This window comes from Synechococcus sp. UW106 (genome assembly GCF_900474015.1).
In the GTDB taxonomy this organism is placed as follows: domain Bacteria; phylum Cyanobacteriota; class Cyanobacteriia; order PCC-6307; family Cyanobiaceae; genus Parasynechococcus.
In genome coordinates, this window is sequence record NZ_UCNV01000011.1 from 108,181 (window position 1) to 127,777 (window position 19,597).

Sequence of the window (19,597 nt, forward strand, 5' to 3'; positions counted from 1 at the left end):
GTGCAACATCCTGACTCAGGAACGTCCAGTTCTGTTTGCTGTGTTTCTTAATTGCCCACTTCGCAAGCTTTTTGATGCGTAGTCTTGGGTCAGATCGAGATCGCTGTGAGCCATAACTGGTCAGTTCTGGAGAGGGATCTGCGCCGCTGTCTGCCCCCTCGGGCCATCGTGGCGAAGCGTCAAGAACTGCTGAGTTACGACTGTGACGGACTGACGCTTGAGCGTCATTGCCCACCCCTCGCGGTGCTGCCAGAAACCACCGATCAGGTTGCCGCCATCCTGCGGTGCTGCCATCAACACGGTGTCCCATTCGTGGCTCGCGGTAGCGGCACCGGCCTCTCGGGGGGAGCGCTGGTGGATCAGCAGGCGCTCCTCGTTGTGACCAGTCGGATGCGTCGCGTGCTCGAGCTTGATCTGGCCAATCAACGGGTCACGGTCCAGCCCGGGGTTATCAACAGCTGGGTGACGCGGGCTGTGGCGGGTGACGGGTTTTATTACGCCCCGGATCCGTCCAGTCAGGTGGTCTGCAGCATTGGCGGCAATGTGGCAGAAAATTCAGGCGGGGTGCACTGCCTTAAATACGGCGTGACCAGCAACCACGTGCTGGGGCTTGAGGTGGTGTTGCCCGACGGAACAACCACCCAGCTGGGCAACGGGCTGGCGGAATCCTGCGAGTTGGATCTACGTGGTGCCTTCATCGGCAGTGAAGGGACGCTGGGCATCGCGACGGCCATCACCCTGCGCCTGCTCCGGGCGCCGGAGTGCGTGAACGTGCTGTTGGCAGATTTCGCCACGATGGAATCTGCGGGGGAAGCGGTGCGATCTGTGACCGCGAGCGGTCTGCTGCCGGCCGGGATGGAAATCATGGATAACGTCACCATCAACGCCGTGAACGATTTTTTCGGTTACGACGAGTACCCCCGTGACGCTGCAGCGGTGCTCTTGATTGAGCTGGATGGCCAGGACGCTGAGGTTCAGGCATCAGCAGAACGGGCCGATCAGCTGTGTCGGGCAGCGGGGGCCCGTGGCCTGCGTCGGGCCCAGGACCCCACGGAGTGCGCTGTGCTCTGGAAAGGGCGTAAATCTGCCTTTTCAGCGGTCGGCAAAATCACGCCCACCTACTACGTGCAAGACGGTGTGGTGCCTCGCAGCAGCCTTCCTTCGGTGCTTGCCGCGATTGAACGGCTCAGCCAGGAGCACGGCCTTCCCGTGGCCAACGTTTTCCATGCGGGTGATGGCAACCTCCATCCATTGATCCTGTATTCCCTGGATCAGCCCGATGTGGAGCGGAGGGTGAAGGACCTCGGTGCCGCCATCCTGCGGGTGTGTCTCGACGCCGGGGGCAGCATCAGCGGTGAGCATGGCGTCGGGGCCGACAAGCGTTGCTATCTCGACTGGATGTTCGGCCCGGATGATCTGGAAACGATGGCTCTGTTGCGCTCTGCCTTCGACCCCGACAACCGCGCCAATCCCGGCAAGGTGCTTCCCACGCCACGCACCTGTGGTGAATCGGCCAAACGCATGGTGACGCTGCCAGCAGGCGTGGAGCTCTACTGACTGCGATCAGAACAGCAGGTCATCGTTGTCGTCATCGGATGGAGGCCAGTCGAGGTCAACGCTGACCGGTGCGTGGTCACTGGGTTGCAGGTTGCCGCGCATACCTTTGTGGATGATGCAGCTCCGGGCGAGTCCCAGTAGTTCCTCGCAGAGATAAATGTGATCGATGCGCCAGCCGCGGTCCCGGTCCCAGGCGCCGCTGCGGTAATCCCACCAGCTCCAGTGGCCGGAATCTGGCTCGAAGACTCTGAACACGTCCTGAAGCCGCTCCCCAAGGGCGGCACGAAGCGCACTGCGTTCAGCATCGCTGGCCATGATGCCGCCGGTTTGTCGGTCGGGGTCGGGAAGATCGCGTGCTTCAAGCCCGATGTTGAAGTCGCCGACCATGCACAGCGGTTCGCCGCGCTCCTGCTGGGCCTCGAGGTAACGCTTGAGGCAACCAAGCCAGGTCAGTTTGTAGGGATATTTCTCTGATTTCAGGCTTGATCCATTCGGTACATAGAGGTTGAGCACGCGGACGCCATTCAGCAGTGCGCTGATCACGCGTTTCTGTTCGCCGAGATCCGCAGCTTCAGCCTCGTCAGGGAGCTCTCCAACGAATCCGCAGCGCACATCCTCCAAGGGGTTGCGGCTGATCAGGGCGACGCCGTTGTAAGCCTTCTGGCCATGGATGTGCACGTGCCAGCCAGCAGATTTGAAGTCCTGCAAAGGAAACAGCGGGTCATCAACCTTGGTTTCCTGCAGACAGAGAAGATCCGGTTGCTCGTTCTCCAACCAACTGAGCACCTGATCTAGTCGCGTGCGAACGGAATTCACGTTCCAGGTGGCGATCTGCACGGTTGATCCGGTGGTGAAAAAGACCCTTAGCATCAGCCCACCCCGAAATCCGCTGATGTCCTCCCGTCTTGCGGCTGTCGCACAACTTGTTCTGCCCTGCCTGATCGCAGCGACCATCCCTGTTGGCGCAAATGCCCAGGTGGATGCGCCTTATCAGAACCGCGAAGAACGAGAGATTTACGGAAACACCAATGACAACGGCTCCGTTCTTGACGCCGCTAACCCCATGGATCTGATGAACAGGATCCGGCGGTCGACGGCCATGGATGACGCCACGCCACCTTCCGATGCCATTGATGAGGCCCTCAAGGCCTTCCAGAATCAGCCCGCATCGCCGTAGGACCAGGTTGTTCCGAGGCGGCATTGCGTGCAGCGCTCAATCCGAGCCGCCCTGCCAGAACATCGATCAATGGATCGATCTGTCCATTTGAATCCCGCCGTTGGCGGGCCTGCTTCAGCAGAGCTTCAACATCCTTTGTGTGGCCTTGGTCCTGCTGCAACAGCGCAAGGGCCAGCAAGGGCCTTGTGTTGCTCGGCTCCTCTGCAGCCAGTTGCCGATACAGGTTGACCGCTTTCTGGTGGGATCCGCTTTGACGTAAGAGATCGGCAAGAAGCAGACCGATCTCCAGGCGTTGTCCCGGTTCCAGGCCCTTGAAACGGGTGGTGAGTTCAGTCGTGGCCTGAATTTGGCGTCCCCGCTGCTGATCCAGCAGCACCAGCAATTGCAAAACCTGCGGATCATTCGGATGCAAGCGCAGCAATTGATTGAGGCTGCGTCGGGCTGCCTCGGGCTGGCCATTGAGGCGTTGCAGCTCCGCTTTGAACAAGGTGAGTTCGCGGGGGGTAGAACGGGCCGTGATCCACGGTTGCAGTGCCACTTCGGCTTCCTGAAGGCGTTCCAGAGCAATCAAACGTTCCAGAAGGAGAACACTTTCTGACTCGCTGAGCTCCTCCTGGAGCTGGAGCTGCTGCATCAGCGCTTCGACCTGAGGATCTTCAGCCAGACGACTTCCGCGGGCGCGGGTTTCAGGGGCCATGGAGGCAGCAGCGATCCAACCGACCAGTGCAGCCCCAACCATGGACACCAGCAGCAACAGGATCCGGCGCGGGCTCTGCATCCGATCTCGAATCAGCTATTTCAGTCTGAGGGGATTGCGGTGGGCTGGCTACAGTCTTCACAAGGGCTTTTGACTCCGCCCGGATCTGGATCAATGCGCGCCCATCCGATTCCCCCGGTTACAGAGCCGTTGCAGTACCGGGCCATCGGTCTCGTTCGGGGCACCTACGCCCCTACCGATCCCGACCAACTCACCCGCGGCACGTTGACCGATGCCCAGGGGGTCCCCCTGGAAACCGTTGTGCTCGGTCGAGTGCTCACCCTGATCCGGCGGCATCTGCCCTTGGATCAACCGCACCTCTGGGTGGTGTACCCCAGAAGCCGCGAAAGTGATCATCTCCATCTTCAGATTGCTGGTGTCTGGGAACCCAGCACTCTTTCGCCGGAGCAAGCTGAGGCCTCAGATACCTTGCCCGAGGGAGACGACTACTTCTCCATCAGAGGGGAGTTGATCTTTACCAAGCCCGAGACCGGCGAAATGGTGGTGAAGGTGCGGCAGCAGGCCCGGGCTGACGGCCACCGGCCGCTCCCCTTCAAGCTCCAGATCAAGGGCGAGCTTCCCCTGGAAAACCTGCGCCACTTCGTCAGCCTCGACCTGCGCCGGCAGGGACAGGAACTTCATCTGGAACAGCACGAGGTGATCGCCCCGATGCCGACGCGTGGTGGCAAATCCAAGGGAGGCCGTGGTCGTGCCACCTCCCGCGTTCGGAGCTGATGGCGGAGGAGGGGCAGGGTTCCACGGGGATATTGCGCGCTGGTGTCGCTGTTGCCGGCATCACCGTTCTCGGAGCCTTTGGCCCTGCCTTGGGTCTGTCCTCCGCTTGGATTGTGGTGGCTGTCGGGGGTGCTCTGGTCACCCTCAGTGTTGATGCCGCCACCTGGCAGGGCATGGGTGGCCACATCCTGGCCGAAGCCTTGCCCGGTGGTCAGGAGCGTCTGCGTCGGATTGCGGTGCATGAGGCGGGCCATGTCCTGATTGCTGAAGAGGAGCAACTTCCGGTGCAGCAGGTGCTGGTTGGAACCCTTGCCTGTGTGCGTGCTGGGCTGCGCAGCAGTGGTGCCACTGAGTTCACCGTGCCGGATAGTGTTCGCATGCCCCTCGAGGATCTGCGGCGTTGGAGCCGGGTGCTCCAGGCCGGCATCGCGGCGGAGACCGTGGTCTTCGGTCAGGCCCGTGGTGGTGCAGATGACCGCGCTTTGCTGGGACGGCTCTGGGGACTTTCCGGCCATGATGTTGCCACCGCTCAGCGGGAGCAGCGTCGGGCCCGTCGGGAGATCGAGCAGCAACTGCGTCAGCAGCGTCTGGCGCTTGACCGTGAGGTGGTTGCGCTGTTGGAGGCGGCCCCGCGTCTGGGGCGATGAGCGCGCTCTGGATTGATGCGCCAACGGGTTTGGCGGGGGACATGCTCCTCGCCGCCCTGTTGGATCTCGGTGTGGATCAGGCCGTTGTGGAGTCGCCCCTGGCGGCCTTCGGTTTGGCAGGGCGCTACCGCCTCACCCAGCATGAGGCGCGCAGCGGCGGACTGCGGGGGATCCGCGTTGATGTGCAGGGGCTCGAGGATCAGCCTCCCCACCGCCAGTGGTCGGAGATCCGCGATCAGATCCATGCAGCTGCCTTGGCTCCATCGCTGAAGCAAACCGTTCTTGCCGTGTTCACCCGCCTGGCGGAAGCCGAAGCCACGGTGCATGGGATCTCGGCTGAGTGCGTTCATTTCCATGAAGTGGGGGCCATCGATGCCCTTGTGGATGTGGTGGGGGTCTGTGCCGCGATGCAAGATCTCAACCCGACAGAGGTGCTCTGTTCCCCCTTGCCTGCTGGGGGCGGGACGGTGTCAACAGCCCATGGCCTGTTGCCCGTCCCCGTTCCTGCAGTGCTTGAACTGGCACGTCGTCACCGCATTCCGCTTCTACAGGGTGGTGACCTGCCCACGGGGGAATTGGTGACGCCCACGGGTCTGGCCTTGGTGTCGGTGCTGGCGGATCGCTTTGTGGCCCCTGATGTTCTGGTGGCCGAAAAGATCGGCGTCGGCCTCGGCCATCGCCAGTTGGATCGCCCCAACCTTGTGCGCTTGGTGCTCCACACGCCGTCGGTGGATGCGGTTGCAGGTCCCCGCTGGGAGTCGCTGGTCGTTCAGGAAGCCTGGATTGATGACGCCACCCCTGAGGAGGTTGCGGCATTGGCCAATCGGTTGCGAGATGCGGGGGCGATTGATGTGGCGGTGCAGCCGTTGTTGATGAAAAAGGGCCGCAGTGGTCAGGCCATAACTGCATTGGTGCGGGATGGTGATGCCGACGAGATGCGCCGGCTTTGGCTCAGTGCTGGCAGCAGCATTGGTTTGCGGGAGCGGCGCCAGGGACGCTGGGTGTTGCCGAGGCGCCATGGTGTGCTCGACACCCCCTGGGGTCCCCTCGCCGCCAAACAAGTGCGGCGCCCGGATGGTCGTTGCACCGTCAAAGCCGAAGCTGATGCCCTGGAGGCTCTTCAGGCCAGCACGGGGTGTGGTCTTGATGAGCTGAGGGCTGCCGCAGCTGCTGCACCGTTTGTCAGCACGGAAGACTGGGCCTGATGGGCAAAATCTTCCGCCAACCCAAGCTCTGGATCACGCTGGCCAGCCTGGTGTTCATTGCTGTGGCCATGGCCCAGCAGGCTGGCCAGCTTCGCCAGCTGAGCCTGGTGGCCAATGGTTGGTGGTGGCTCTTGCTCGGTCTGGGCCTGACCTGGCTCAGCATCCTGATCAATGGTCTGGCCTGGAGCGACCTGCTGGTCTGGTTGAGGCACCCTCCCCAGGACCTCGCGGTGGTGCCGCTTTTTGTGCGCAGCAACCTGCTGAAGTACCTGCCAGGAGGAATCTGGCATCTGGTGGAGCGGGTCAGGGTGCTGCGCCCGGTGATTGGCGGTGGACCGGCCCTGGCCGGTGTGATTCTTGATCCGCTCCTGATTGTGGCGGCGTCCATTTTTGTTGTGGTTGCTGGTGGATGGCAGCAGGGCCTTGCACTGCTCGCTCCCTTGCCAGCGCTCCTGATGATTCCGCGGTGGCGGGAGCCGCTCCTGCTTCGGCTGGAGCGTTCGAAGGCGGCGCAGTTGCAGTCGACTGGCGGCGGGCCACTGGAGAGTGAGGGGAGTGGCCGCGGCGGCTACCCCTGGCGGCCACTCACCCTTCAGCTGCTGTTTGTGCTCTGCCGCTTTGCCGGGTTCTGGTGCAGCGTGCAGGCCTTTGGCATTCGCAGCCCGGCGCCATTTACCTGGCTCGCAGCATTTGGACTGGCCTATGCCGTTGGGCTGGTGGTCCCCGGTGCCCCTGGTGGTCTGGGGGTCTTTGAAGCCACCTTGTTGCTTCGGTTGGGTCCTGCCGTTCCGGAAGCGCAGTTGCTGGCCGTCGTGCTCAGTTATCGGCTCTTGTCCACCCTTGCTGATGTTGTTGCCAGCGCGGCACTTGTGGCGGATCGGCTGGTGGAGCAACGTTTGAAACGTTCATGCTGACCCCCTGGCTGTTGTGGTGCTGAGTCGTCGCCGGATGCTGCAGCTGGTGCTTGGCACCGGTCTCAGTGCCGTGGCCCTGCCCTTGAGCGCTGCCAGGCGGGCGGCGCTACGGGTCGGTTTGATTAGTGATCTCAACAGCAGTTATGGAGCCACCAGTTACATCCCTGCCGTTGATCAGGGGCTGGACCAGCTGATTGCCCTTCAGCCGGATCTGGTCGTGTGTGCAGGGGACATGGTCGCGGGCCAGATGCGAGGCCTCACGGGCCTGCAGCTCGATGCGATGTGGCGGGGGTTCGAAACGTCGGTTCTACAGCGGCTTCAAACGGCCGGCATCCCGCTGCTGCCGGCGATCGGGAACCATGACGGTTCACCGGATTTTCCGGCTGATCGTGCCGCTGTTTCCCGGTTCTGGACCCCGATCCGTTCACGCTTGGGATTGGCGTTTGTGGATGCCTCTCAGTTCCCTTTTCGCTACACGGTGTTGCAGGACGGGATCTTCTGGCTGGTCTGGGATGCCAGCTCAGCCCGTGTTCCTGAGGACCAGCTGGTTTGGGCACAACAGCAGTTGGCCAGTACGAAGGCACAAACCGCTCGTGCACGGTTCGTGGTTGGTCATTTGCCCCTGGTCGGTGTTGGTCTGGGCAAGGATCGCCCTGGTGAGGTATTGGACCGGGGGAGCGCGCTCCAGGCCCTGATGGAGAACGCCGGAGTGCAGGGCTACATCAGTGGTCACCATCACGCTTGGTTCTCCGGTCGCCGTGGCCAGCTCGATCTCATCCAGCTCGGTGCGCTGGGCAGTGGCCCCCGGCGCTTGCTGGACGGTGGAACTTCAGCTCAGCAGACATTCACGTTGTTGGAGATGGATGGGTTGAGGGGAGACATCAAGGAAACCACCTATGCCGTTTCCACGGGACACCCGCTGTCCTGGTCGACACTCCCTCTCCGTCTCAACACCCGTGCCGGGGAGCTCCAGCGCAATTCCTCAGAGAGGTTGCTGCGGGGTTGACGACTCGTCCCTGCTGGAGGCGTGATCCAGCGTCGGCACCAGAGCCATTGCGGCGATCAGCCCCAGCACGAGGATCATCAGGGCCGGCAACAGTGCTTCGGCCAACCGTTCATCGCCGGCGTATTGAAACACGCGCACTGAGAGGGTGTCGAAGTCGAACGGCCGCAGGGCAAAGGTCAGGGGAAGCTCTTTCACTGTGTCGACAAAGACCAGCAACAAGCCGACGGTGATAGGCCCGCGCAGCAGAGGCAAGTGCACCCGTTGGAGCACGCTTTGCCACGGGGAACCCATCCCCGTGGCCGCTTCATCGAGGCTTGGGCTGATCCGCTCGAGTGCAGCGTCTAACCCCCCTTTTGCTACTGCCAGAAATCGGTCGCTGTATCCCCATAGGAGCAGAAGCAACGGGGCGACCTGCCAGGGGGCTCCGGTGAGCAGCAGGGCTAGAGCCAGCACGGTGCCGGGGATCGCGTAGCCCGTTCCCGCCAGGAAGGTGAGGCTTTTCAGCCATCGGGCATCAGACCAGCGTTTGGCGATGGCCAGCACCAGAGCTGCTGCAACCGCCATAACGGCGGCAGCCAGGGCCAGTAGGAGACTGCGCCCACTCAGGCTGATCAGATCGTCGTTCCAGCCGTTTTGGAGCTGATCCAGGTTTGTGGCGGCCCATAGCAGTGGGGTTCCCAGGCTCAACACAGGAGGGATGATCGCCAGCAGTTGAGCCACCACTGCCCGTAGTCCATTCAGGGGCCAGGCCGTTGAATCTCCACCGGCCACCCCATCACACCAGCGCCGACTGCGGCTGCGCAGGCTGCGTTCACAGATCACCAAACCCAGCACGATCACCAACGTGATCAAGGCCAAGCTGATGGCTCCAGAAGGATTGCCGTCGGATTGCCAGGTTTCGAGGATGCCTGCGGAGAGGCTTGGTATCCCGAGGAGCTGAACCGCACCGAGTTCATTGACAACTTCCATCCCCATCAGGGCGACACCGGCCCCGATCGCGGGAAGAGCGATCGGCAAGGCAACACGACCGAAGGCTGACCAGGGGCCGACCCCCAGGCTGCGACACGCCTCCAGCTGACGCCGGCCGCTGACGGAGAAATTTTCTGTGCTCAGCAGAAACACGTAGGGGTAGGTCGTCAAGGCCATGACAGTGATGCCCCAGCCCATGCCGTGAATGGTCCAGCTGTGGCGACTCCCCAGATCGATCAGTGTTGCTGAGAGCAGATAGGCCGGTGTTGCAAGCGGAATCAGCTGGGCAATCCGCAGCCATTGGCGGCCAGGAAAACGGCAGTTGCACAGCAGCCATCCATTGGTCGTGCCCAGCACGGTGCCCAATGTGGCTGTTCCTAGGAGCAGCTTGATCGTGCCCAGCACCTGGCGCATCCCATCGGGGCCAAGATCGGTGAAGCCGCTCTGCAGGGTTTGGATGGCCTCCTGCACCAACGTCAGCACCGGCCAGATGGCAATCAGGGCTGTGATCGAAGCGAGCAGAAAGAGGGCCAGCCGGCTTGGGCTTGGAACAATCCGGTTGGTCAGCAACTTCAATTCAGCGATGGGCCGGACACCGTCGTTGCGACATTGCCCTGGAATGAGTCTGGCGATAAAGGGGGTGGGTCAGGCAGACGATCAGCAAACCATTCATCCCAACGATCAGTGCGTCCGATGGCGGACAAGGCGTTGATGGTTGGTCAGTCCAGGATGTGCAAAACGCACACCGGCATCGATCATTTGGCACACTCATAAGCTCTGTCCGTTCCCAAGCTGCTTGGATCTGTGGAACAGCTGCTCCCGATGGAGCCGACGGTTGAGTTGAACGGTGTCTGGCATTGCTACGGCAATGCTTCCGAGGGCTGGACCCTTCAGGGGGTCGATCTTCAAGTGGCGCAAGGGGAGCTGCTGGGTTTGCTCGGCCCCTCCGGTTGCGGTAAGACCACACTGCTGCGCTTGATTGCTGGCTTTGAACGCCCCCAGCGGGGCACGGTGAAGCTGGCCCAGCGCACCGTGGCTGGGGAAGGGGCATGGATGGAGCCAGAACGCAGGGGTGTTGGCATGGTCTTTCAGGACTATGCGCTGTTTCCTCATCTGAATGCCTGGCAGAACGCCAGTTTTGGTCTGCCCCAGCGGAATCCCAACCCTGAGCGGGTGGCCTGGCTGTTTGAGTTGCTGGGGTTGCATGGGTTGGAGCAGCGTTACCCGCACCAGCTGTCCGGTGGTCAGCGTCAACGGCTGGCCTTGGCGCGAGCCTTGGCCCCAGCTCCAAGGGTTGTGCTCCTGGATGAGCCCTTTTCCAGTCTGGATGTGGAGGTTAGGCTGCGACTGCGAAGTGAGCTCGCTTCTGTGCTGGACGCCTGTGGCGCCAGCGGCGTGATCGTCACCCATGATCCGGGAGAAGCCTTGGCGATCTGCGATCGCGTCGCTGTCATGAGGGATGGCGTTTTGCATCAATGCGCCTCTCCTCAGGACATTGTGCGATCACCGGCGACGCCGTTTGTTGGCTCCTTCGTGCTTCAACGCAACTTGATTCCCGTTCAGTCGCGGGAGCGAGGGCAGTTGTCCTGTCTGCTGGGCGATCTGGATGAAGCGAAGCCCATGGTGTTTGCTGACCGCCGAGCATCCGGTGATTGTTGTGTTCTGGTAGACCCTCACGACATCAATGTCATCGCTGATGCCGAAGGAGAGGCCAGTGTTCTGGGGCGTGAATTTCTGGGCGATGCATGGGAATACCGAATCCGAATCGCCGATGTATTGGTCCGTGCCCACTGTCCGATTGATCAGGAGCATCCTCCACAAACCCGTTGCCGGCTCACGTTCCGGGATGGGGCCAGAGTCACACTTCTTTCGCATGCCGACGTGAGCTGAGCCGAGGAGCGGCCGTAGCGGTGGCAGCGCATTTCAATAAAAAATCCCCCATCTCAGTGGGGGATTAAGTAAGAGCTGTCGACGTGTTCAGCGTTGGTGATGACGGACAGGAATAGGTACAAGGACAGGCTGTCTCAGGCCGCCTCCACCGTTGTCGTCATCAGAGTCAGCCAGAAGCCACAACAACAGACTTGCGAGAACAAAGACTGTTCCGAGCAACAGAGGTTCGACCATTGAGGTGTCTTCCATGGCACGCACAATAAGCAGCATTCATGGGTTCTGCTGAATCAGCTGAAACCTTTTCCAGCATCAGGTGCCACACAAGCCTGGAGTTGCTTCCGCAGGGTCTTGTGGTCGATGTCACGGCCAATCAGCACCAATTGGTTCTTGCGATCACCGGTCCAGTCGGTGTCGTCGATGGAAAACCGTTTGCCTGCCAGATGGAACACATGGCGTCGTTCGCTTTCGTTGAACCAAAGGATTCCCTTGGCTCTGAACACCTCCTGGGGCATTTGGTTGTCGAGGAAGTTCTGGAACTTTCGCAAGGAGAAAGGTCCATCACTCTGGAAGGACACGGAGGTGAATCCCTCGATCGCCTGATGATCCGCGTGATCACCATGGCTGTGGTCATGGTGATGGCTGTGGTCGTGGTGATGACCGTGGTCGTGCCCATGGTCGTGGTGATGGCTGTGGCCATGGCTGTGTTCGTGGTGGCTGTGTTCGTCGTCGCTGTGATTCAGGCTCGGATCGTCGGCGGGGGCACTCACCTTGTCGGATTCGAACAGGCCGACACTGAGCAGCAAGGCCAGGGGGACATCCCCTTTTACTGATCGCAGGATGCGGGCATCGTTCTTGACGTCTCTGAGTTTCTGCTCAACGGCCTCAAGCCGCTCCTCGGAGACGAGATCACACTTGTTCAGCAGCAGGATGTCGCCATAAATCACCTGGGCTCGGCCAACTTCCGTCTCGAGCACGACCTCATCGAAGTTTTCTGCATCGATCAACGTGATGATCGAATCAAGGCGGGTCTGATCCCGCAGTTCACTGCCGAGAAAAGTCATCGCAACCGGCAGGGGATCGGCCAGACCGGTGGTTTCGACGACGATGTAGTCGAGAGGTTCAGGGCGCTCCATGACCCGTTCAACTGCCTCCATCAGTTCGTCGTTGATCGAGCAGCAGATGCAACCGTTGCTCAGCTCCACCATGTCTTCATCGGTGGTGACGACCAGATCGTTGTCGATTCCGATTTCGCCGAATTCGTTCACCAGCACCGCGGTCTTTACCCCCTGCTGATTGGTCAGGATGTGGTTCAGCAGCGTGGTCTTCCCTGCTCCGAGGAAACCGCTGAGAATCGTGACGGGGACGTTGGAGGTGGCTGGTGCAGTGGTCATGCGCAAGGACCCTCAGCACTCATGCTGGCAACAGTTCGTCGATTGCGGTGGCCAGTTCCACATCGAGCCTGCTGAGGCCACCAAGATCATGGGTAGTTAGCTCGATCGACACGCGGTTGTAGACGTTGCTCCAGTTCGGATGGTGATTTTTGGATTCGGCTAGGAGGGCCACCTTTGTCATGAATCCAAACGCCTCCACGAAGCTCTTGAATTGCAGATCGCGGTGCAGCCGATCACCCTGCACACTCCAATCGGGCAGTTCTGTGGCAAGCGCCGATTGCTGAGTGGCGTCGAGACGTTCAACCGTCATGCGATCTCTGATACACCCCTCCATCGTGGCGGGATCGTGGCCCCTAAGGGAGCTCCCTGTCGTGCTGCCCCAGATCAATGCAATAGGCCCAGAATTTTTGGAGCCAACGCGGTTTGGGATGGAGGTTGGCAACGCTCAGAACCGCGATCGAAATGATCCCCAGCACGACTGCAAATGCTGGATCGATCCAAATCCAGAACAGGATGATCAAACCGCTGAGGACAACAATCCTCCGAGCCTTAAGAAATGTCATGGAGCTGATCTTCAGTCGCTTAGGTCATGCAATCGATCAATCATCAGATCGGTGTCTGTATCGATGCCGTTATCTGTTTCCCAGGCATTGGGGTCATGTCGTGCCTGAATGGCTTGATTCATCCGTTCCGCATTGCGAAGACTCAACAGGGTTTGAGGGTTGGCTGAGGCGTTCTGCGTCGTGGAACGAGGTGCTGTGATGCTGGATGGTTCGCCGAAAAGGTGGCAGGCGATCGTTCTGTTGTGAGCAGCGCTGCGGTGTTCCCAGAGGTACACGGCTTGCCAGGTGCCCAGCAGCAGCTGTCGTCCACTGACGCTCAGGCTGAGGGTCTGGCTGGTGAGTGCGGTTCGGATGTGGGCCGGCATGTCATCCGCTCCTTCGTCGTCATGGAGATATCTGCGATGTTCCGGAACGGCATCGGCCATCCATGCCTCAAGGTCGTGCAGCACCCTTGGATCAGCGTTCTCGTTGATCGTGAGGCTTGCGCTCGTGTGCATGCAGGTGAGGTGCAGCACACCTTGGTCGAGCCCCGTGCTGCGGATCCAGGCATTCAGCCGACCGTCCAGACGGGTGAATCCCCTGCCAGGGGTTTGAACTGAAATCTGATGCAGGATCTGCTGCACAACTACCGCTCTCCAGCGTTCTCTCCTTACTTTGCGTGCTGCAGCACCGCCTGAGTCCATGGCCAGTCCCTCTGCCCCCGAACTGACCCTTCTTTTCGACGGAGGATGTCCGTTGTGTATGCGCGAAGTTCGGTTTCTGCAGCGGCGTGACTGTCAGGGCAGGCTGGAATTTGTCGATATCGATGCTGCGGATTACGACCCTGAAGCCCATGCCGGCATCAGCTACCGGGTGGCCATGGGCCGCATTCATGCCATTGCGGGCTCTGGGGAGGTGCTCCGGGATGTGGCCGTCTTCCGTGAGGCGTACCGCCTGATTGGCCTGGGGTGGTTGTACGCACCCACCCGCTGGCCGTTGATCGGCGGCGTGGTCGATTGGATCTATGGGATTTGGGCGTCCCGCCGGCTTCAGATCACGGGGCGAGCGGATTTGGAGACCCTGTGCCGAGGTCGATGTGAGTTGAATTGACCGGCTTACTGGATGGTCGATGGCTGTCGATAGATCAGTTTGAGCGGCCAAAGAGCCATGGGAAGGGCGAGCCCAAAGGCTGCGCGCAGCATCAGTCGGCGCATCGATGCAGGAAGACTGAACTGCTTCACCATGCCCTGCATCGCAGCTTCGATGCCACCCCCAGAGTCGTTAAATTGATTGAAAGGAGAGCGAGATGGCTTCTGCCGCAACGGCTTGGGGGCAGCTAGGAGCCCATTTGCGTGAAACACAGTTGCTGGGTTCGATTCAGAGCACCCTGTATTGGGATCAAAACACCCGCATGCCCTCTGGTGGTGCGCCCTGGCGAGGTGAGCAGCTCACGCTTCTGGCGACCCAGCTTCATGCACGTCAGAGCTCCGCGGCCTACGCGGATTTGCTGGCTTCAGCGCGTCAGCATTGGAACTCCGGTGAACGATGCCCCGAGCAGGGCCGCAATTTGGATTTGCTGGAGCAGGACCTGTGCAGGCAGCAGGCTCTCGATCCAGCCCTGGTCGCTGCACTGGCGATGGCCAAAGCCAAGGGGTACAACTTGTGGCAGCAGGCTCGAGCAGCGTCTGATTTCAGTCTTTTTGCACCGGCGCTTCAGACGTTGATTGACCTGCGCCAGGAGCAGGCCAATCAGCTGGATGAGCTTCGATCGTGTTGGGAAACCCTGGCTCAACCCTTCGAACCGGACCTCCGGCTTGAGCGTCTCGAGGCTCTGTTTGCTCCGTTAAGACAACGGTTGCCGCAATTGGTCACTCAGGCATCCACCCGCCCACGCCCACGATCTGCGGACTGGGATCTCGAGGAGTCGAGCCAGCAGCATCTCTGTGACGCGCTCCTGCAGGCCTGGGGCCGCAACTCCGCCATCACCTGTATGGCCCGCTCTCCCCACCCCTTCTCCATCACGTTGGGACCGGCGGATTACAGGATCACCACGCGTGTGGTGCCAGGTCAGCCGTTGTCGTGCTTTCTGGCCACCGCTCATGAGTGGGGACACTCCCTCTATGAACAAGGGCTCCCGGACCAGAGCCATCAGTGGTTTGCCTGGCCGCTGGGTCAGGCCACCTCGATGGCCGTTCATGAAAGTCAGTCGTTGTTCTGGGAGAACCGCGTTGCCCGGAGTCGTCCGTTCGCGGAGCAGTGGTGGACCCGTTTTGCTCAGGCTGGAGCTCCCTTCACCTGTGCCCAGGACATGTGGCAGGCCATGAACCCCATCTCGCCAGGCTTAAACCGCGTTGAAGCTGATGAACTCAGCTACGGCTTACACATCCTGATCCGCACTGAGCTCGAGATCGCATTGCTCGAGAAGGGCTTGGCTGTGAAGGATCTTCCCGGCGAGTGGAACACGCGTTATGGGGATCTCTTGGGGGTTCGCCCCATGAATGATGCGGAGGGATGTCTGCAGGATGTGCACTGGAGCGAAGGGCTGTTTGGCTATTTCCCGTCGTACCTGTTGGGGCACCTGATCAGTGCGCAATTGAGTGAAGCGATGACGGAGGCCATCGGTGCTCCAGAAGACCATGTGCATCGCGGTGATGTCACGCCCCTACTGGATTGGCTTCGTGAGCATGTGCACCCGCTGGGACGGAGTGTGAATGCGGAGCAATTGGTTGAAAAAGTGAGCGGTCGCCCCTTGAGCACTGAAGCCTTCCTGGGCTATTTGGAGAGCAAACTTGATCGCTTGCACCAGGCGTCCCAGCCTCTACAGGTTTGATTGGCCGAGGCGGCCCGTAGGATGCGCCGCGCTGTCCATCGCCGTTTATGGCCAACCTCGATCAGGCACCCAGCCGCAGCATGCCCAACCTGCTGCACGTGCTGCCGGCCTTCGCTGATGAAGCCGAACTTCGTCTCAACACGATCGTGGAGCTCAACTCCAACACGATCAACAAGTACGAGCTGATCACTGAAACAGGCCATCTCAAGCTTGACCGCGTCGGTTACTCCTCTCTGGCTTACCCCTTCGCCTACGGATGCATTCCCCGCACCTGGGATGAAGACGGTGATCCTCTCGACATCGAGATTGTTGGTGTCACTGAGCCCTTGATTCCTGGTTCGATTGTGGAAGCCCGCATCATCGGGATCATGACTTTCGACGACGGTGGCGAAGTTGACGACAAGGTGATCGCTGTTCTTGCCGATGACAAGCGCATGGATCACATCAAGAGCTGGGAAGATCTCGGTGATCACTGGAAGAAAGAGACCACCTATTACTGGGAGCACTACAAGGATCTGAAGAAGCCTGGCACCTGCACTGTGAACGGTTTCTTTGGAACCGAAAAAGCCATTGAGATCATCAAGAGCTGTGAGGCCCGCTACATGGCTGAGATCGATCCCAAGCTGGTGGACTGAACAATCCAGTTTTCGGCTGGTGATCGGGCGGGGGATTTCCCCGCCTTTTTTATGTCTCAGCGCTGGAACATGTTCACGAGGACGGCACGGCGTGCCTGGGGGTGCTGCGGGTGACCGCAGTGGGCGCCGCGCTGCGATGAGAGCACCATGTCTCCCGCCTTGGCATACAAGGCGATGGCTTCAGCCCCTTGGAGCTGACTGAATTCAAACGGTCCCAGACCGTGGCGTTTGTTGTAGCGGGCATTGCGCCACCAGAGCCGTCGTCGGCGTTGGGACTTGGGCACAAAGCAATAGGGCCCATCGGCCAGCGATTGCACATCACTGAGGTAAACGAAGGATTTGAATTTCAGGGAGCGTCCATCGCAGTGGTAGCTGCGCGTGTCCTGAACACCCCTGTTGATGTAGAGATTGCGGCACTTCACCCGCAGACGATTGAAGCTGCTTGCCAGAAGCAACCGCTGAATCATGGATTCCTGAAGACACTGTCGGATGCTGGAGTTCAGGCTTTCTGAGAGGCGCTCTGGATGAAAGATGTCGATCATTCCCGCATCGCTGCCGCTGCGGCCATCGGGGCGTTTAACCCGGTAGTTGATGACGGCCCGATCCGCATCCCGGAACTGGTTGTAGCCCTTCAGCACACGGTGATCGGGAAGATTGAGATAGGCCAGGGAGGCGAGGCGACCGTGATCTCCTGATTCGATTTCTTCGAGCAGCTCGCCAACATCTCTGTTGATCGATGCGATCAGTTCAGGAGGTGCCGCTTCACGTAGGCAAATGATCCCCCGTCGACGCAGCGTCCAGGCAGCGGCAAGGAAGGTTCTGCGGTTGTTGAGGAGGTCGGAGAAGCGAAAACTGATCGACTGGACCTCCTGGCTGAGGGCATTGCCGTCGAGAAGGGTTGGCCGTGCCGGTGCGATCGCCGTGGTGGTCAACACGCAGGAAAGAGAGTTGGAGAAGGGTACCTCTAGACCGCCGGTCTCACGCTTGAGACCAAAAAGAATCTGAAGAGTTTGGCTTGGCCACTTGCTGCTGCGGTTTTTTCGCGCAGCGATGAATAGGTTGAGACGAATGGGTCTTGTGCGTCTCATGAAGTGGTCGTTGTTTCCAGCGCTCTTGGGCGGTGTGTTGGCTGGATCCCTGTTGCCGTCGCTTTCTGCTGATGCCGCTGAAGTGGCGTTGCAGCGTGTTCCGCGGGAGTCGCGCATCGTTCTCGACCTCAGCAAGCGACAGATCTCTCTTGTTCGGGGTGGCCAGCGGCTTGGATCGTGGCCGGTAGCGATCGGAGATCCCAAGACGCCCACCCCTAGGGGGGAGTTCGCCATTCTCACCAAGAAAGTCAATCCCATCTATGTGACGAACAAGTCAGGCCAGCGGCGCGAATTGCGCGGGCCCAGCAGCCCCATCGGCGATCGCTACATGGCCTTTCACCGCAATGGGCGTGGTGAATTTGGAATCCATGGAACGGCGTGGCCGCATTGGGTTCAGATTCGTGCTGCCGTCAGCCTTGGCTGCGTGCGCATGCTCAATAGCCACATCCGGCAGCTTTTTGAAGCCGTGGATGTGGGAACACGCCTTGAGATTCGCAGTTGATCAGGCTTCGGGGCGAACGGTGTCGAAGATCTCTTTGAGGATCTCTCCTGCACCCTGATCTTTGAGGGTGTGGGCGAGGGAGAGGCCGATGGCTTCGGGGTCGCTGGCGGGGCCGCTGGCTTGGTCGCGGATCAAGCGTTTGCCGTCGAGGCTGGCCACCATGCCTATAAGGATCAGTTGATCGCCTTCGAAGCGGGTGTTCACCCCGATGGGAACCTGACAGCCGCCCTCCAATTCCCGCAGAAAAGCGCGTTCGGCCAGGCAGCGCTGGGAGGTGGGCATGTGCTCCAGCACCTTGATTGCCTCCATAACTTCAGGCTTGCCCTCCACGCATTCAATGCCCAGTGCTCCCTGGCCAACGGCGTGCAGGGAGATGTCGCCGGGGATCAGTTGGTGGATCCGATCGGCAAAGCCCAGGCGGCCAAGACCTGCTGCAGCGAGGATCAGGCAGTCGTAATCGCCGCTGTCCAGCTTCTCCAGCCGGGTGATCACGTTCCCCCGCACGTCCTTGAAGATCAGGTGGGGGTAGTGGTGACGCAGCTGGGCCAGGCGCCGCAGGGAGCTGGTTCCCACCACAGATCCTTCAGGAAGCGTGTCGAGCTTGTAGGCCTGGTTTTTGGCATTCACGACCAGTGCATCAGCCGGGTCTTCCCGCTCGGTGATGACGCCGAGCATCAGCCCCTCAGGAAGGTTGGTGGGAAGGTCTTTCAGGGAGTGGACGGCGATGTCCGCACGATCCACCAACATCTGGGCTTCCAGTTCCTTCGTGAACAGGCCTTTGTCGCCGATCTTGGCCAGGGCAACATCCAGGATTTTGTCGCCCTGGGTCGCCATGGCTTCCACGGTGATTTTTAAGCCTGGATGGGCCTTTTCCAGTTCCGCTTTGACCCAATTGGTCTGCACCATGGCCAGCTGGCTGCGTCGTGAGGCGATGCGCAGTTCGGTGAGGGCCATGTACAAGGCGAATCAGCCGACCAGCCTACGCTTTTGGGCAGGTCTCCATGGATTGGCACGCTTGAGGTTGTGAAGCTTCGAAAGAGAAGCCCGCCTATGTGAAGAACGCGTAACATTCGTCTGCTGCGTAGGACCCTCATGCCAGGCCCCGTTGTGAATGGCGTTCGTCAGGTGGGAGCGATCGGCTCGGTTGCCCCTGAACCCCAGGAGCAGGACACCATGCTCCCCTTGGTGGCCGAGGGATGCATTCGTTTGATCTTGCTGTGCAGTGGTGACGTCTTGATGGCGCGGCTTCGGCACACCACCGATCGTGATGGTGACCACGCCTACCAGTTGCTCCGGCCGCGTCTGGTTCGCTCGGCTGTAAAACCTCCGGAGGATGGTCAGCTGCGCTGGGTGCTTCAGCCTTACCTGGCGGGGCTGACGTCCCAGCACAACCTTGTGCTGTTCAAGGCGGCAGTCGCCTCTGTGCTTGAGCCAGATCCCCGTCTTCTCCAGGCCTATGCCTTGGAGACGCGTCAGGAATGTCCTCTTGAGGAGACACCGGTGGAGCGCTTGAAGCGTGCCTTTCAGGAATTCACGGAGACCTTCGAAAGCCCTTCGTAACTGATGCACCGAATTTTTATTTCCTCCCAAAGGAAAACCTCAGTCTCAGACTGAGGTTTGATCTCTTCCGTGTGAGGAGGGCGTCTCAATTCCCTCAAGATCGTTATAGGAGCCCATCGGGGCTTTGAGCTAGGGGGAATGTACTTATGTATTACTCCCAAGACTGTTCGATGACAGCCTCGGGTTTGTGAC

At 60.3% G+C, this 19,597-nt stretch carries 24 protein-coding genes; 13 read left to right on the top strand and 11 right to left on the bottom strand.

Going from position 1 to position 19,597, the window contains the following annotated elements; genetic code table 11:
• Nucleotides 1-105 precede the first annotated feature (105 nt).
• A complete protein-coding gene (locus DXY30_RS11705; RefSeq protein WP_115095200.1) occupies nucleotides 106-1,557 on the top strand; it encodes an FAD-linked oxidase C-terminal domain-containing protein in 1,452 nt (483 codons plus the stop codon).
• A 6-nt stretch (nucleotides 1,558-1,563) separates the two neighbouring features.
• On the opposite strand, the gene xth is transcribed toward DXY30_RS11705, so the two are convergent.
• Nucleotides 1,564-2,394, bottom strand: coding sequence for an exodeoxyribonuclease III (gene xth, locus DXY30_RS11710; protein WP_170951256.1), 831 nt, complete (start codon nucleotides 2,392-2,394; stop codon nucleotides 1,564-1,566).
• A 55-nt stretch (nucleotides 2,395-2,449) separates the two neighbouring features.
• Here xth and DXY30_RS11715 point away from each other — a divergent pair, with 55 nt between their 5' ends.
• Nucleotides 2,450-2,734, top strand: a complete 285-nt coding sequence (locus DXY30_RS11715) for a hypothetical protein (protein WP_115095099.1) — start codon at nucleotides 2,450-2,452, stop codon at nucleotides 2,732-2,734.
• Here DXY30_RS11715 and DXY30_RS11720 read toward each other — a convergent pair.
• Entirely contained in the window at nucleotides 2,700-3,512 is an 813-nt protein-coding gene (locus DXY30_RS11720; protein WP_244281389.1) for a tetratricopeptide repeat protein, read from the bottom strand. The two genes, DXY30_RS11715 and DXY30_RS11720, sit on opposite strands and share 35 nt — an antisense overlap.
• 93 nt (nucleotides 3,513-3,605) lie before the next feature.
• Between DXY30_RS11720 and DXY30_RS11725 the strand changes: the two genes are divergently transcribed.
• The 5 genes from DXY30_RS11725 to DXY30_RS11745 are packed head-to-tail and all read left to right on the top strand — an operon-like array spanning nucleotide 3,606 to nucleotide 7,998.
• Nucleotides 3,606-4,226, top strand: coding sequence for a hypothetical protein (locus DXY30_RS11725; RefSeq protein WP_115095100.1), 621 nt, complete (start codon nucleotides 3,606-3,608; stop codon nucleotides 4,224-4,226).
• Nucleotides 4,226-4,873 carry a hypothetical protein gene (locus tag DXY30_RS11730; RefSeq protein ID WP_115095101.1) on the top strand — a complete coding sequence of 216 codons (648 nt, stop codon included), beginning with the start codon at nucleotides 4,226-4,228 and terminating at the stop codon, nucleotides 4,871-4,873. Before DXY30_RS11725 ends, DXY30_RS11730 begins: the two co-directional genes overlap by 1 nt.
• Nucleotides 4,870-6,078, top strand: a complete 1,209-nt coding sequence (gene larC, locus DXY30_RS11735) for a nickel pincer cofactor biosynthesis protein LarC (RefSeq protein WP_115095102.1) — start codon at nucleotides 4,870-4,872, stop codon at nucleotides 6,076-6,078. Before DXY30_RS11730 ends, larC begins: the two co-directional genes overlap by 4 nt.
• Complete coding sequence (locus DXY30_RS11740) at nucleotides 6,078-6,992, top strand: lysylphosphatidylglycerol synthase domain-containing protein (RefSeq protein ID WP_115095103.1); 915 nt, start codon at nucleotides 6,078-6,080, stop codon at nucleotides 6,990-6,992. Before larC ends, DXY30_RS11740 begins: the two co-directional genes overlap by 1 nt.
• Before the next feature lie 34 nt (nucleotides 6,993-7,026).
• Nucleotides 7,027-7,998 (top strand): metallophosphoesterase, encoded by a 972-nt coding sequence (locus DXY30_RS11745; protein ID WP_115095202.1) that lies wholly within the window; start codon nucleotides 7,027-7,029, stop codon nucleotides 7,996-7,998.
• On the opposite strand, the gene DXY30_RS11750 is transcribed toward DXY30_RS11745, so the two are convergent.
• Nucleotides 7,975-9,543 carry an iron ABC transporter permease gene (locus DXY30_RS11750; RefSeq protein ID WP_170951251.1) on the bottom strand — a complete coding sequence of 523 codons (1,569 nt, stop codon included), beginning with the start codon at nucleotides 9,541-9,543 and terminating at the stop codon, nucleotides 7,975-7,977. The two genes, DXY30_RS11745 and DXY30_RS11750, sit on opposite strands and share 24 nt — an antisense overlap.
• Nucleotides 9,544-9,789: 246 nt before the next feature.
• Here DXY30_RS11750 and DXY30_RS11755 point away from each other — a divergent pair, with 246 nt between their 5' ends.
• Complete coding sequence (locus tag DXY30_RS11755; protein ID WP_115095204.1) at nucleotides 9,790-10,857, top strand: ABC transporter ATP-binding protein; 1,068 nt, start codon at nucleotides 9,790-9,792, stop codon at nucleotides 10,855-10,857.
• Between the two features lie 87 nt (nucleotides 10,858-10,944).
• Here DXY30_RS11755 and DXY30_RS11760 read toward each other — a convergent pair whose 3' ends face one another.
• Genes DXY30_RS11760 through DXY30_RS11780 form a run of 5 tightly spaced genes read right to left on the bottom strand, consistent with a single transcriptional unit; the run spans nucleotide 10,945 to nucleotide 13,494 of the window.
• On the bottom strand, nucleotides 10,945-11,127 hold the full coding sequence (locus DXY30_RS11760) for a hypothetical protein (protein ID WP_115024002.1): 183 nt from the start codon (nucleotides 11,125-11,127) through the stop codon (nucleotides 10,945-10,947).
• Between the two features lie 17 nt (nucleotides 11,128-11,144).
• The gene (locus DXY30_RS11765; RefSeq protein ID WP_115095104.1) at nucleotides 11,145-12,248 is read right to left on the bottom strand and encodes a GTP-binding protein; all 1,104 of its coding nucleotides are present in this window, start codon (nucleotides 12,246-12,248) and stop codon (nucleotides 11,145-11,147) included.
• Between the two features lie 19 nt (nucleotides 12,249-12,267).
• Nucleotides 12,268-12,558, bottom strand: a complete 291-nt coding sequence (locus DXY30_RS11770) for a 4a-hydroxytetrahydrobiopterin dehydratase (protein WP_115095105.1) — start codon at nucleotides 12,556-12,558, stop codon at nucleotides 12,268-12,270.
• Between the two features lie 43 nt (nucleotides 12,559-12,601).
• Nucleotides 12,602-12,811, bottom strand: coding sequence for a hypothetical protein (locus DXY30_RS11775; RefSeq protein ID WP_115095106.1), 210 nt, complete (start codon nucleotides 12,809-12,811; stop codon nucleotides 12,602-12,604).
• An 11-nt stretch (nucleotides 12,812-12,822) separates the two neighbouring features.
• Entirely contained in the window at nucleotides 12,823-13,494 is a 672-nt protein-coding gene (locus DXY30_RS11780) for a secondary thiamine-phosphate synthase enzyme YjbQ (protein WP_115095107.1), read from the bottom strand.
• On the opposite strand from DXY30_RS11780, the gene DXY30_RS11785 reads away from it, so the two are divergent.
• Nucleotides 13,493-13,900, top strand: coding sequence for a thiol-disulfide oxidoreductase DCC family protein (locus DXY30_RS11785; protein WP_115095108.1), 408 nt, complete (start codon nucleotides 13,493-13,495; stop codon nucleotides 13,898-13,900). The two genes, DXY30_RS11780 and DXY30_RS11785, sit on opposite strands and share 2 nt — an antisense overlap.
• Before the next feature lie 5 nt (nucleotides 13,901-13,905).
• On the opposite strand, the gene DXY30_RS14615 is transcribed toward DXY30_RS11785, so the two are convergent.
• A complete protein-coding gene (locus DXY30_RS14615) occupies nucleotides 13,906-14,034 on the bottom strand; it encodes a hypothetical protein (RefSeq protein ID WP_256359558.1) in 129 nt (42 codons plus the stop codon).
• Between the two features lie 62 nt (nucleotides 14,035-14,096).
• Here DXY30_RS14615 and DXY30_RS11790 point away from each other — a divergent pair, with 62 nt between their 5' ends.
• Both DXY30_RS11790 and DXY30_RS11795 read left to right on the top strand, forming a co-directional pair.
• On the top strand, nucleotides 14,097-15,620 hold the full coding sequence (locus DXY30_RS11790) for a carboxypeptidase M32 (RefSeq protein ID WP_115095109.1): 1,524 nt from the start codon (nucleotides 14,097-14,099) through the stop codon (nucleotides 15,618-15,620).
• Nucleotides 15,621-15,667: 47 nt separating this feature from the next.
• On the top strand, nucleotides 15,668-16,255 hold the full coding sequence (locus DXY30_RS11795; RefSeq protein WP_115023992.1) for an inorganic diphosphatase: 588 nt from the start codon (nucleotides 15,668-15,670) through the stop codon (nucleotides 16,253-16,255).
• Between the two features lie 56 nt (nucleotides 16,256-16,311).
• Here DXY30_RS11795 and DXY30_RS11800 read toward each other — a convergent pair whose 3' ends face one another.
• Nucleotides 16,312-17,190 (bottom strand): hypothetical protein, encoded by an 879-nt coding sequence (locus tag DXY30_RS11800; RefSeq protein ID WP_115095110.1) that lies wholly within the window; start codon nucleotides 17,188-17,190, stop codon nucleotides 16,312-16,314.
• Between the two features lie 133 nt (nucleotides 17,191-17,323).
• Here DXY30_RS11800 and DXY30_RS11805 point away from each other — a divergent pair, with 133 nt between their 5' ends.
• Complete coding sequence (locus DXY30_RS11805) at nucleotides 17,324-17,845, top strand: L,D-transpeptidase (protein ID WP_244281392.1); 522 nt, start codon at nucleotides 17,324-17,326, stop codon at nucleotides 17,843-17,845.
• On the opposite strand, the gene hemC is transcribed toward DXY30_RS11805, so the two are convergent.
• The gene (gene hemC, locus DXY30_RS11810) at nucleotides 17,846-18,799 is read right to left on the bottom strand and encodes a hydroxymethylbilane synthase (protein WP_115095111.1); all 954 of its coding nucleotides are present in this window, start codon (nucleotides 18,797-18,799) and stop codon (nucleotides 17,846-17,848) included. It abuts the gene before it with no gap.
• A gap of 138 nt (nucleotides 18,800-18,937) precedes the next feature.
• Here hemC and DXY30_RS11815 point away from each other — a divergent pair, with 138 nt between their 5' ends.
• Nucleotides 18,938-19,405 carry a hypothetical protein gene (locus tag DXY30_RS11815; protein WP_115095112.1) on the top strand — a complete coding sequence of 156 codons (468 nt, stop codon included), beginning with the start codon at nucleotides 18,938-18,940 and terminating at the stop codon, nucleotides 19,403-19,405.
• Nucleotides 19,406-19,597: the final 192 nt, after the last annotated feature.